At 70.9% G+C, this 11,952-nt stretch carries 11 protein-coding genes; 5 read left to right on the forward strand and 6 right to left on the reverse strand.

Features of this window, described 5'->3' with window-relative positions:
* Nucleotides 1-322: 322 nt before the first annotated feature.
* Nucleotides 323-679 carry a VOC family protein gene (locus ACF06X_RS10075; protein ID WP_392286733.1) on the forward strand — a complete coding sequence of 119 codons (357 nt, stop codon included), beginning with the start codon at nucleotides 323-325 and terminating at the stop codon, nucleotides 677-679.
* A gap of 50 nt (nucleotides 680-729) precedes the next feature.
* Nucleotides 730-2,259, forward strand: a complete 1,530-nt coding sequence (locus ACF06X_RS10080; RefSeq protein ID WP_392286734.1) for a helix-turn-helix domain-containing protein — start codon at nucleotides 730-732, stop codon at nucleotides 2,257-2,259.
* A gap of 88 nt (nucleotides 2,260-2,347) precedes the next feature.
* Here ACF06X_RS10080 and ACF06X_RS10085 read toward each other — a convergent pair whose 3' ends face one another.
* Genes ACF06X_RS10085 through ACF06X_RS10095 form a run of 3 tightly spaced genes read right to left on the reverse strand, consistent with a single transcriptional unit; the run spans nucleotide 2,348 to nucleotide 4,182 of the window.
* The gene (locus tag ACF06X_RS10085) at nucleotides 2,348-3,409 is read right to left on the reverse strand and encodes a threonine aldolase family protein (protein ID WP_392286735.1); all 1,062 of its coding nucleotides are present in this window, start codon (nucleotides 3,407-3,409) and stop codon (nucleotides 2,348-2,350) included.
* 24 nt (nucleotides 3,410-3,433) lie between these two features.
* Nucleotides 3,434-4,012 carry a helix-turn-helix domain-containing protein gene (locus ACF06X_RS10090; RefSeq protein WP_392286736.1) on the reverse strand — a complete coding sequence of 193 codons (579 nt, stop codon included), beginning with the start codon at nucleotides 4,010-4,012 and terminating at the stop codon, nucleotides 3,434-3,436.
* A complete protein-coding gene (locus ACF06X_RS10095) occupies nucleotides 4,012-4,182 on the reverse strand; it encodes a hypothetical protein (RefSeq protein WP_392286737.1) in 171 nt (56 codons plus the stop codon). The genes ACF06X_RS10090 and ACF06X_RS10095 overlap by 1 nt, the downstream gene beginning before the upstream one ends.
* 182 nt (nucleotides 4,183-4,364) lie before the next feature.
* Between ACF06X_RS10095 and ACF06X_RS10100 the strand changes: the two genes are divergently transcribed.
* From ACF06X_RS10100 to ACF06X_RS10110, 3 genes are all read left to right on the forward strand, one after another.
* Complete coding sequence (locus tag ACF06X_RS10100; RefSeq protein WP_392286738.1) at nucleotides 4,365-5,555, forward strand: PP2C family protein-serine/threonine phosphatase; 1,191 nt, start codon at nucleotides 4,365-4,367, stop codon at nucleotides 5,553-5,555.
* Nucleotides 5,556-5,970: 415 nt separating this feature from the next.
* A complete protein-coding gene (locus ACF06X_RS10105; protein WP_392286739.1) occupies nucleotides 5,971-6,363 on the forward strand; it encodes a DUF2267 domain-containing protein in 393 nt (130 codons plus the stop codon).
* A gap of 504 nt (nucleotides 6,364-6,867) precedes the next feature.
* Nucleotides 6,868-8,442 carry a carbohydrate-binding protein gene (locus ACF06X_RS10110; RefSeq protein WP_392286740.1) on the forward strand — a complete coding sequence of 525 codons (1,575 nt, stop codon included), beginning with the start codon at nucleotides 6,868-6,870 and terminating at the stop codon, nucleotides 8,440-8,442.
* A 74-nt stretch (nucleotides 8,443-8,516) separates the two neighbouring features.
* Here the strand turns inward: ACF06X_RS10110 and ACF06X_RS10115 are convergent, their stop codons facing one another.
* The 3 genes from ACF06X_RS10115 to ACF06X_RS10125 form a co-directional block, all read right to left on the reverse strand.
* Nucleotides 8,517-10,070 (reverse strand): MFS transporter, encoded by a 1,554-nt coding sequence (locus ACF06X_RS10115; RefSeq protein ID WP_392286741.1) that lies wholly within the window; start codon nucleotides 10,068-10,070, stop codon nucleotides 8,517-8,519.
* Nucleotides 10,071-10,229: 159 nt separating this feature from the next.
* Nucleotides 10,230-10,628 carry a RidA family protein gene (locus ACF06X_RS10120; RefSeq protein WP_392286742.1) on the reverse strand — a complete coding sequence of 133 codons (399 nt, stop codon included), beginning with the start codon at nucleotides 10,626-10,628 and terminating at the stop codon, nucleotides 10,230-10,232.
* Nucleotides 10,625-11,872 (reverse strand): acyl-CoA dehydrogenase family protein, encoded by a 1,248-nt coding sequence (locus ACF06X_RS10125; protein WP_392286743.1) that lies wholly within the window; start codon nucleotides 11,870-11,872, stop codon nucleotides 10,625-10,627. Before ACF06X_RS10125 ends, ACF06X_RS10120 begins: the two co-directional genes overlap by 4 nt.
* Nucleotides 11,873-11,952 lie beyond the last annotated feature (80 nt).

Raw genomic sequence — 11,952 nt, forward strand, 5'->3', positions numbered from 1 at the left:
CGCAGCGACAATATGCGGCTGCCGCCGCGTGGTGCCGCCCGACTCCCCGCCGATCCGCTAAGGTACGACTAAGTTAGGTAACCCTTACCGGTCCTTACCGGGTGGGCGGCTGCGGTGCGCCGTAAGCAGTTATCTCGATGTCGAGATAACTCTAGTGCATGCCCGCCCCCCGGTCATGCTCGGCATGCCCTGAAAGCCTTGCGGGTGCCCGCGCGGCCCCTTGCGGCCCCGCACTGCCCCCTACGGCCCCGCACTGCCCCTCACGACCCCGTACGGCCGCGCTGCGATTGCCGCCCTCGCGGGGCGGGCCGAGGATCGGGGCATGTTCAGCGGCGCGCATGTGATCCTCTACACCTCCGACGCGGACGCCGACCGCGCGTTCCTCAAGGACGTGCTCGGGTTCGGCCACGTCGACGCCGGGCACGGCTGGCTCATCTTCGCGCTGCCGCCGGCCGAGGTCGCCGTACACCCCACCGAGGACGAGCCGAAGCACGAGCTGTATCTGATGTGCGACGACATCGCCGGCACGCTGACCACCCTGGAGGACCGCGGGGCCGTCATCTCACGGCCCATCAGCGACCAGGGCTGGGGGCAGCTCGCCGCGATCCGGCTGCCGAGCGGGACCGAACTGCCGCTGTACGAACCGCATCACCCCACTGCCCACACTCCGTCACCCTGATGGCCCACCCCCTCGCGAGCGTCATCTCATATCTGAGATAGCGTGACGCCATGGCAGACGACTACCTCGTACGCATCGGCAAGCTCATCCGTGACGCCCGCCAGCACCGCGGCTGGACCCAGACGCAGCTGGCCGAGGCCCTGGCCACCAGCCAGAGCGCCGTCAACAGGATCGAACGCGGCAACCAGAACATCAGCCTTGAGATGATCGCCCGTATCGGCGAAGCGCTCGACAGCGAGATCGTGTCACTGGGTTACGCCGGCCCGATGCATCTGCGGGTCGTCGGCCGGCGCCGGCTCTCCGGCGCCATCGACGTCAAGACGAGCAAGAACGCCTGTGTCGCGCTGCTCTGCGCCTCCCTCCTCAACAAGGGCCGCACCGTGCTGCGCCGGGTCGCCCGGATCGAGGAGGTCTTCCGGCTCCTGGAGGTCCTCAACTCCATCGGGGTGCGCACGCGGTGGATCAACGAGGGCGTCGACCTGGAGATCGTGCCGCCCGCCGAGCTGGACATGGACTCGATCGACGCCGAGGCGGCGATCCGCACGCGCTCCATCATCATGTTCCTCGGCCCGCTGCTGCACCGCCTCGATCGTTTCAAGCTTCCGTACGCGGGCGGCTGCGACCTCGGTACGCGCACGATCGAGCCGCACATGATCGCGCTGCGCCGCTTCGGTCTCGACATCACCGCCACCGAGGGGCTCTACCACGCGCAGGTCGAGCGGTCGGTCAGCCCCGGCCGCCCGATCGTGCTGACCGAGCGCGGCGACACCGTGACCGAGAACGCGCTGCTCGCCGCGGCCCGCCACGCCGGTGTGACGGTCATCCGCAACGCCTCCTCCAACTACATGGTCCAGGACCTCTGCTTCTTCCTGGAGGCGCTGGGGGTACGGGTCGAGGGCATCGGCACCACCACGCTGACCGTGCACGGTGTGCCCCAGATCGACGTGGACGTGGACTACTCCCCCTCGGAGGACCCGGTCGAGGCGATGAGCCTGCTGGCCGCCGCCGTCGTCACCGAGTCCGAGCTGACGATCCGTCGCGTCCCGATCGAGTTCATGGAGATCGAGCTCGCGGTCCTGGAGGAGATGGGCCTGGACCACGACCGCACCCCGGAGTACGCCGCCGACAACGGCCGCACCCGCCTGGTCGACCTCACGGTCCGCCCCTCCAAGCTGGAGGCGCCGATCGACAAGATCCACCCGATGCCGTTCCCCGGCCTCAACATCGACAACGTGCCGTTCTTCGCGGCGATCGCGGCGACGGCCCAGGGCAAGACCCTGATCCACGACTGGGTTTACGACAACCGCGCCATCTACCTCACCGACCTCAACCGCCTCGGCGGCCGCCTCCAACTCCTCGACCCCCACCGCGTCCTGGTCGAGGGCCCGACCCGCTGGCGCGCGGCCGAGATGATGTGCCCCCCGGCCCTGCGCCCGGCGGTGGTCGTCCTCCTGGCGATGATGGCGGCCGAGGGTACGTCGGTCCTGCGGAACGTGTACGTCATCAACCGCGGCTACGAGGAACTGGCGGAGCGCCTGAACTCGGTGGGCGCGCAGATCGAGATCTTCCGCGACATCTGACGAAGCGGCACCGCGACTTCGGGTCGCTCACGGAACCAGACCTCGTCACAGCGTGACGTGAAAGTTCGGGCCGGTTCCGGTCAGGTGTTCAGTGGGTGTGGTGGCGGACCGCGTCGAGGAGCTGGTCGATGTCTTCGGGGGTGTGGGCGAAGGAGGTGACGAACCGGACGATGCCCGGTGCCCAGCGGTCGTGGTAGAAGGTGTAGCCCTCCGCGAGGAGGCCTGCGGTTGCCTGTGGGGGCAGGCGGCAGAAGACGATGTTGGCCTGCGGGCTGCCCAGGAGTTCGGTGCCGGGGACGGCCTTGAGACCGTCGCCGAGCCGGGCGGCCATCGTGTTGGCCTGGCGGGCGTTGCGCAGCCACAGGCCGTCGGTGAGGTAGGCGGCGAGCTGGGCCGTGTGGAAGCGCATCTTGGAGGAGAGCTGGCCGGCCCGCTTGGTACGGAAGGCGAGTTCGGTGGCCAGTACCGGGTCGAAGGAGACGATGGCGTCGGCGGTCATCGCGCCGTTCTTGGTGGCGCCGAAGGACAGCACGTCGATGCCGGCCTTCCAGGTCATCTCGGCCGGGGTGGCGCCGAGGTGGTCCACGGCGTTGGCGAAGCGCGCGCCGTCCATGTGGACGCGGAGTCCCGCGTCCTTGGCGATGGTGGCCAGACGGCGGATCTCGTCGAGGGTGTAGACGCTGCCGCTCTCCGTGGCCTGACTGATGCTCACCACCGTCGGCTGCACACTGTGCACGTCACCCGCCTTGCGGCGCACCGCCTCAAGGAGCGCGCCGGGGTCGATCTTGCTGTCGTCGCCGCGGACCGTGACGAGTTTGGCGCCGTTGGTGAAGAACTCCGGGGCGCCGCATTCGTCATTGTTGACGTGGCTGTCCGGGTGGCACAGCACGCTGCCCCAGGGTGGGGTCAGGGCGGCCAGGCCCAGGCAGTTCGCGGCGGTTCCGGTGGAGACGGGAAAGACGTCGACGTCGCGTTCGAAGATCTCGCTCAGCGTGCGGCGGACGCTGCCGGTGAAGGGGTCGTTGCCGTACGGCAGGGCGTGCCCGGCCGCCGCCGCGGCGACGGCCTGCGCTATTTCGGGCGAGGCGCCCGCCATGTTGTCGCTGATGAAGGCCCGACCGGAGGGGATGACGTCGGTGGTGGTGGTCATGGGTGGGGGTTCCTCGGCTCAGGCTCAGGTGCTGATGGGGGAGGCGAAGACGACGGTGATGTCCACCGCCTCGGTGCCGGTGCGGTAGAAGTGCGGGGCGTCGCCGGCGAAGGCGAGCATGTCGCCGGGGCCCAGGTCCTGCGGGGCGTCGACCGGCCCGGCGGTCACGTGCCCGGCGGCGATCAGCAGGTGCTCGATCGTGCCGGTGGCGTGGGGGACGCCGGTCAGCTCCGTCTCGGGCGGGATGCGCAGCCGCCAGATCTCCAAGCTGTTGCCGCTGCTGATGCGGCGCAGCAGCTCCCGGGCGACCTCGCCCGGTTCGGCGGGCGTGCCCGGCCGGTAGACCGGCCCGGTGTCGGCGTCGCGCGCCAACAGGTCCGCGATCGGGATGCGCAGCGCGACGGCGATCGCGTCCAGGGTGTCGATCGTCGGGTTGCCCTTGCCCGCCTCCAGCTGCGACAGCGTCGCCTTGCTCAGCCCGGCGCGCCGGGCCATCTCCGCGGCGCTCATGCCGCGCTGCTGCCGGCGCAGACGGATCTTCGCGCCGACCGCGGCCGCGGTACTGCTCACCGGCTGCCGGCCGGACCCGGATGAGGCGGCCATCAGTGGCTCCGGTGGGTGGCGCCGTAGGACAAGCGGATACGGCCCTTCTTCACCTTCAGCGTCGGCATGACCACCTCGGCCGGCAGCTTGCCGCCCCCGGGCGCCACCGCCACGACCGGCGCGGACTCCCGGTCCCGGACCGGGACGACTTCCCTGCTTGAACGAACCATTCGTTCACTGTAACGAACGAACGAGTCGATGAACAGTTCGTTCACTAAAACGAACGCCCCCCGTGCCCGCCGCTGCGGCCGGGGCCCTCCTTCGCGACGGTTCCCTCGGGCGCGGGGCGGCATCACGTCCTGCGCCTGGTCGTGGGTGGTGGCGCGCGGCTCTTCGTCGCAGGATGAGGCTTATGGCCGCCGCCGACGATTACGCGCGCATGCTGGGAGGGTTGCTCCGGGCCAGCCACGCGGCCGCTTTCGAACAGCTGCCGGCGCTGGTGCGGCGGCATGCCTCCCCGGCGGGCTTCCATCAGGCGCGCCCGTTCGTCGTGGACCTGCGCGAGGACACCCTGCGTGAGGTCACCGGAGAGGGCATCGACGCAGGTCACGGCGGGCAGGAAATGAAGGTCGACGGCACGCTGGCGGGGCGGGTCTTCCAGACGATGACAGTCCGCTCGACCCCCAGCGGGTCGGGCACCCTCTACTGGCTCCCGCTCCTGGACGGTACGGAGCGCCTCGGCGTCCTCGGCCTCACGCTCGACGGAGAGCCGGACGCGGAAGCCGAACAGGCCATGGAGGACCTCGCCAGCGTCGTGGGCCTGATGCTGGTGTCCCAGCGGCCGCACAGCGACTCCTACGCCCGGCTCACCCGTCTGGAGCCCCTGTCGGTCTCGGCGGAGATGCAGTGGACGCTGATGCCCCCGCGTACCTACTCCGGCCCCAAGGTCACCATCGCGGCCGCCATGGAACCGGCCTACGCCACCGCCGGCGACGCCTTCGACTACGCGCTGGCGGGCCATGTCGCCCACCTCGCGATCTTCGACGCCATGGGCCACGACACGGCCGCCGGTCTCACCGCCAATCTGGCGATGGCCACCTGCCGCAACCAGCGCCGCCAGGGTTTCGGCCTCCACCAGGCGCGCGACAGCATCGAGGGCACGCTGATCGAGCAGTTCGCCCATGACCGCTACGCCACCGCCGTCCTGGCCGACCTCGACCTGGACACGGGCGTCCTCTCCTGGATCAACTGCGGTCACCTGCCGCCCATCCTCATCCGCGAGGGACGCTGGATCACCGCGCTCGACCGCCCGCCCACCCACCCGCTGGGCACCGAGCTCGGTCTCCCCGCCGAGGTCCACCGGGAGCAGCTGCAGACGGGCGACCGGCTGATCCTCTACACCGACGGCATCACCGAGGCCCGCGACCGCCACGGCCGCGAGTTCGGCCTCGACCGCTTCGTCGACTTCATCGTCCGCCAGCAGGCAGCCGCCCTCCCCGTCCCCGAAACCCTGCGCCGCCTCGTCCACGCCGTCATCGACCACCACGCCGGAGAACTCAACGACGACGCCACCGTCCTCCTCGCCGAATGGCACAGCACGTGAGCGGCATGTTTTCCATGACGGCCGGCCGGTGAGGGCAGCTGTGGGCTTCGGCCGTCCCTGGAGGCGGTGGGCTGGAACCGGACGTGCGCGGGCGCCGACCGACGCCCCACGGCAGCGGGGCCTTGCGATGTCCGCACCGAGGACGCCCTTCCGCGGCGGCGGGCACCCTGTTGCGGCGCCCGCAGGCCGGGCAGGCGACGACGAGGCCGTCTCCACGGCCCGGTTCCGCGCTCATGCCGCCTCCTCTCGCGCCGCAGGCGCCGCGTCGATGAGGAGGGGTCCGGCGGGACACGTGCCCACGCCTTCCCGGAGGTCCCCCTGGCCGGGCTCCGCGATCTCCATAATCTCTCCCGATCCGGTTCATTTGTTTCAGCACCCGAGACTGTCACTCCCAGCGGGTGACGAAGGGACCGCCATGAAGTACGACGGCTTTCTCGCCCGTGTCCGCGAGCGCGGCGAGTACACCGATCAGGACGAGGCCGCGAAGGTCACCGCCGCGGTCCTGGAGGTCCTCGCCCACCGCATCACCCCCGGCGAGGCCGAGGACCTCGCCTCGCAGCTGCCCGGCCCCCTGCAGGAGCCGCTCACCCGGGACGGCGACCGGCAGGCGGAGAAGTTCGGGATCGAGGAGTTCTACCGCCGCGTCGCCGAGCGCACCGGCGCCCGGCCCCGTACCGCCCAGTGGGACGCCAGCGCCGTCCTGACCACCGTGGCCGACGCCGTCTCCGGCGGAGAGCTCAACCAGGTCATCAGCCAGCTCCCCTCCAGCTACGCCGTCCTCTTCGGAAAGCCCGACCTGTCCGACTGACGCCCGCCCGACGCACGGGCGCCTCCCGGGCGTGGGAAGCCGTACCGGGGCCGGCTGTCGGTGGCGTGCGTCATCCTGGTGGGATGGCGTATCCGAGAGCGCGTTGCCCGCAGTGCGGCAGGGAGGCCGCGGTGTCTCCCCTCACCCGCCACCTGGCCCGTCACGACCCTCCAGGAGGGCAGGACCGGCGGGGTGGTCTTCCTCCCGTCTCCTGTACGGGGTCGGGGCGGACGGTCCCGGTGGGGTCCGAGCTGCTGTTGCCGTTGTGGGAGGAGCCGGGGGCCGCGGCCGCCGAGGGGTTGACGTTGTTCTGAGGCGAAGCCGAGGCCCCCTCGCTCCTCCTGATGGAGCGTGAGGGGGCCTCGTACGCACACATCCCAGCGGTTCATCCACGTGAATCGAAATCAGATGCACGTCCATTGACGCGTCCACGACGACAGCTCTACGGTTCCGAGAAAGCGCTTTCTGACGCGCTTCCCGCCCCCCTCAACCTGGAGTGAAACGATGCAACGGAGCCCCGTCATCGCCTGCGTCGGCCTCGTGGCCGGCACGCTCGTCGCGCTGTCCGGCAACACGGCGCACGCCGCCTCCACCCGGTACGAGGCCGAGGTCTCGCCCGCGGTCTGTACCGGGACGGTCGACTCCGACTGGGGCGGCTACACCGGCAGCGGTTTCTGCAACGGCACCAACGCGGTCGGCGCCCACGCGCAGTTCACGGTGAACGCCGCCGCCTCCGGCACGGCGACGCTGACGGTCCGCTTCGCCAACGGGAGCGCCGCCGCGCGGCCGGCGAGCGTCACCGTCAACGGATCGGCGGCCGGCTCCGTCTCCTTCGAGACCACCGGTACGTGGGCGACCTGGGTGACCAAGACGCTGAGCGTGCCGGTGAATTCGGGCGCCAACACCGTACGGATCAGCCCCACCGCCTCCGCCGGGCTGCCCAACATCGACCACCTCGACGCCGAGGTGGCCGGCACCACGCCGCCGCCCTCGGGCGCCGCGCTGTACGTGGCGCCGAACGGGCGCGACGGCGCGGCCGGAACGGTGTCCGACCCGACGACGCTCACCTCCGCCATCAGCCGGGTCACCGCCGGTGGGACGATCTATCTGCGGGGCGGGACCTACGCCCACGCGCAGACGGTCACCATCCCGGCCGGCAAGAACGGCACCGCCGGTGCGCGTACGGCGCTCTCCGCCTACCCGGGCGAGACCCCGGTGCTGAACTTCTCGGCCATGGCCGAGGACCCGGCGAACCGGGGGCTCGCCCTCAACGGCTCGTACTGGCACGTCAAGGGGATCGTCGTCGAGCACGCCGGCGACAACGGCATCTTCGTCGGCGGAAGCAACAACGTCATCGAGCGTACGGTGACGCGCTTCAACCACGACACCGGGCTTCAGCTCTCGCGGATGGCCTCCACCACCCCCCGCGAGCAGTGGCCGTCGCACAACCTCATCCTGAGCGCGGAGTCGCACGACAACGCCGACTCCGACGGTGAGGACGCCGACGGCTTCGCCGCGAAGCTCACCGTCGGCGCCGGGAACGTCTTCCGCTACGCCGTCGCCCACCACAACATCGACGACGGCTGGGACCTCTACACCAAGACCGACACCGGCCCCATCGGGACGGTGACCATCGAGGACTCCCTCGCCTATGACAACGGCACCCTCAGCGACGGGTCGCAGGCCGGCGCCGGCGACCGCAACGGCTTCAAGCTCGGCGGCGAGGACATCGCGGTCGACCATGTCGTCCGGCGCACGATCGCCTTCCACAACGGCAAGCACGGGTTCACCTACAACAGCAACCCGGGCCGGATGACGGTGTCGAACAACCTCAGCATCGACAACGCCCAGCGCAACTTCACCTGGGACGCGGGCACTTCGGTCTTCCGGAACAACGTCTCCTGCCGCAGCGGCAGCGGGACGAACGACAGGATCGTCGGCGACGCCGACGGCTCGAACCAGTTCTGGTCCGGTACGAACGGCTCCAAGTGCTCCTCGTACACCGGCGCCCTGAACTGGTCCTACGCCTCGGACGGCCGTCTCCTGGTGACCCTCGGCGGCAAGCCGGTCACCCTGTAGGGCGGAGCGGGCAGAGCGACGTCCGTCGGCGGTGCCCACGGGAGGGGCACCGCCGGCGGACGTCGTTCTGCGGATCAGTCGGCGGCCGGTGGGCCGAGACCTCCCTTGAGGCGTTCGATGTCGGAGGGGCGTACCTGGATCGCGAAGAGCGCGATCACCGCGCCGACGATCGCGAAGGCCGCCGCCGTGACGAAGCCGGCCGAGACGCCGGAGGTCAGCACCTGGTCGCTCCAGGGCGGCGGCAGCTGACCGGTCTGGGCGAACTGCGCCTTCTCCGCGGGTCCCGCCTGGGAGAGGAAGGCGGGCACCTGCTTGTCGGCCTCTCCGCGGCTGGCCGTGCCGAAGACGGTCACCAGGATCGACAGGCCGAGCGAGCCGCCCACCTGCTGGGTGGCGTTGAGCAGGCCGGAGGCCGCGCCGGACTCCCTGGTCTCGACGTTGGACAGCGCCATCAGGGTCAGCGAGACGAACATCAGGCCCATGCCGAGACCGAAAACCAGGATCGGGCCGAGGATGGAGCCCAGATAGGTGGAGTGCACATCGGTCAGGGTCAGCCAGGACAGGCCGGCCGCGGCGAGCACCGAACCCACCACCATGAAGGGTTTCGGCCCGTACTTGGGCAGCAACTGGGAGGTGATCCCGGCGCCGACCGCGATGATCGCGCTGACCGGCAGGAACGCCAGGCCGGCCCGCAGCGGGCTGAAATCCAGCACGGTCTGCACGAACAGCGTCAGGAAGAAGAACATCCCGAAGATCGCCGCGGCGAGGCAGAGCATGATGGCGTACGTGCCCGCGCGATTGCGGTCGGCGAACATGTGCAGCGGGGTGATCGGCTGCCGGGAGCGCCGCTCCACCAGGAAGAACAGGGCCAGGAGCACGACCGAGGCGCCGAACGAGGCGAGCGTGTACGGGTCGCGCCAGCCCTCCTGGGCGGCGCGGATGAACCCGTACACCAGCGCCACCATGCCGAGGGTGGAGGTCAGCGCGCCGGTGAAGTCGAAGTGTCCGGGGTGCCGCGCGGACTCTTTGATGTGCCGAGGGGTGAAGAAGGCGATGAGGAGCGCGATCGGCACGTTGACGAAGAAGATCCAGCGCCAGTCGAGCCATTCGACGAGCACCCCGCCGGCGACCAGGCCGATCGCGCCGCCGCCGGCCGAGACTGCCGCGAAGACGCCGAAGGCCCGGTTGCGTTCGGGCCCTTCGTCGAAGTTCGTGGTGATCAGGGAGAGCGAGGTCGGTGAGGCGATCGCGCCGCCGACGCCCTGGAGCGCCCGGGCCGCGAGGAGTTGCCAGTCGGTCTGGGCGACTCCGCAGAACAGCGAGGCGAGCCCGAACAGCAGCACGCCGAAGACGAAGACGCGGCGCCGTCCGAGGATGTCGCCCGCGCGTCCACCGAGGAGCAGCAGACCGCCGAAGGTCAGTGTGTAGGCGTTGACCACCCAGGAGAGGCTGGTGGTGGAGAACTCCAGCGAGCTCTGGATGTGCGGCAGGGCGATGTTCACGATGGTGATGTCGAGGACCACCATCAGCTGGCAGGAGGCGATCACGAACAGGGCGATGCCCTTGCCGTCACCGCCCTTCTTACGGGCGGCCGTCTGTCCGGGTGCCGTCGGCTTCGGTGTACTCATGGCGCATCGCGCCCTCGCGGGTGAGGGAGCCGTGGGCCGGTCAGTCCACCTTTCCGACCCTAAGCCCGGCTCCGGCGAGGGACCAGTCGATCAAGCGCGGCCGAGCCGGGCGACGCGAACTGGCCCGGCCCCCGGGACGGTTTGCCCCCGCTCCGGGGTCTACTCCAGTACGGCGAAGCCGTCCAGCTCCACGTGGGCCAGGTCGTCCCACAGCCGTACGACGCCGATCACGGCCATCGCCGGATAGTCCCGTCCGGCCAAGCGGCGCCAGATCAGGCCCAGTTCGTGGGCGTGGTGGCGGTAGTCGGCGACATCGGTGGCGTAGATGGTGACGCGGGCCAGGTCGGCGGGGGTGCCGCCGGCGTGGCGGAGGGCGGCGAGGAGGTTGGCGAGGGCGGTCTCGAACTGCTCGGGCAGGGTCTCCCCCACGATCTTGCCGTCGCGGTCGAGGCTCGTCTGTCCGGCGAGGAAGACCAGGCGGGAGCCGGTCGCGGTCACGGCGTGGGAGAAGCCGGTGGGCGGGGACAGTTCGGCGGGGTTGTGCCGGTGCAGGCTCATGCGGACGGCTCCTTCGACGGCTCCTTGGACGGCTCGGCGGCGGATCGGACGCCGGCGCCCTCGGCGGCGGATCGGACGTCGACGGCCGCCGCGGACGGCTTCGCGGACCCGCCGCCGTCGGACACGGCGGGCGCCCCGTACAGCTCCTTGGCGATGATGGTGCGCTGCACCTCCGTGGCGCCCTCGTAGATGCGCGGGGCGCGGACCTCTCGGTAGAGGTGTTCCAGCAGGTGGCCCCGTTGAAGCGCCCTGGCCCCGTGGAGCTGGACGGCGGCGTCGACGACGTACTGCGCCGTCTCGGTCGCGAGGAGTTTCGCCATCGCCGAGCGTTTGGGCACGTCGGGCGCGCCCGCGTCGTACGCCGCGGCCGCCGCGTAGACGAGCAGGCGGGCCGCTTCGGTACGGGTGGCCATCTCGGCGACCTGGTGGGAGACGGCCTGCAGGTCGCGCAGGACGCCGCCGAAGGCGGGTCGGGCGGCGGTGTGCGTGAGGGTCGCGTCGAGCGCCGCCTGGGCCATGCCGACGGCGAAGGCGCCGACGCTGGGGCGGAAGAGGTTGAGGGTGGTCATGGCCACGCGGAAGCCTCGGTCGACCTCGCCGAGGACGTCCGCGCGTCCGACGGGGACCCCGTCGAAGACGAGGGAGCCCAGTGCGTGCGGGGCGAGCATGTCGAGGGGGCTGCCGGAGAGCCCCGGCCGGTCGGCGGGGACGAGGAAGGCGGTGACGCCCCGGGCCCCGGCGCCGGGGGTGGTCCGGGCGAAGACGGTGGCGAAGTCGGCCTCGGGCGCGTTGGAGATCCAGCGTTTCTCGCCGTGGAGCAGCCAGCCGCCGGCGCCGTCGGGTCGCGCTTCGAGGGCGAGGGCGGCGGCGTCGGAGCCCGCGTCGGGCTCGCTGAGCGCGAAGGCGGCGACCGCGCGGCCCGTGACGATCTCGGGGAGCCAGCGGTCGCGCTGCTCGGGGGTTCCGAAGGCGGCGATCGGGTGGCCGCCGAGGCCTTGGAGCGCGAGGGCGGTCTCGGCCTCCGTGCACGCGTACGCGAGGGATTCGCGCAGCAGGCAGAGGTCGAGGGCGCCGGCCTCGAAGAGGCCCGCGAGCAGGCCGTACTCGCCGAGGGCGGCGACGAGGGGACGGTTGACCCGGCCGGGTTCGCCCTTCTCGGCGAGCGGCCGGAGGCGTTCGGCGGCGAGCGCACGGAGCGCCGCACACCGGGCGGTCTGGCCTTGATCGAGTGAGAATACGGACATTCGGACCCCTGTCTCGTGCGTATCTCGTCGTGTCTCGCTCGCCTGCATCACTTCTATCGCGCACCGTTGACTGTCGTCAC

This window comes from Streptomyces sp. NPDC015346 (genome assembly GCF_043078785.1).
Lineage (GTDB): Bacteria > Actinomycetota > Actinomycetes > Streptomycetales > Streptomycetaceae > Streptomyces.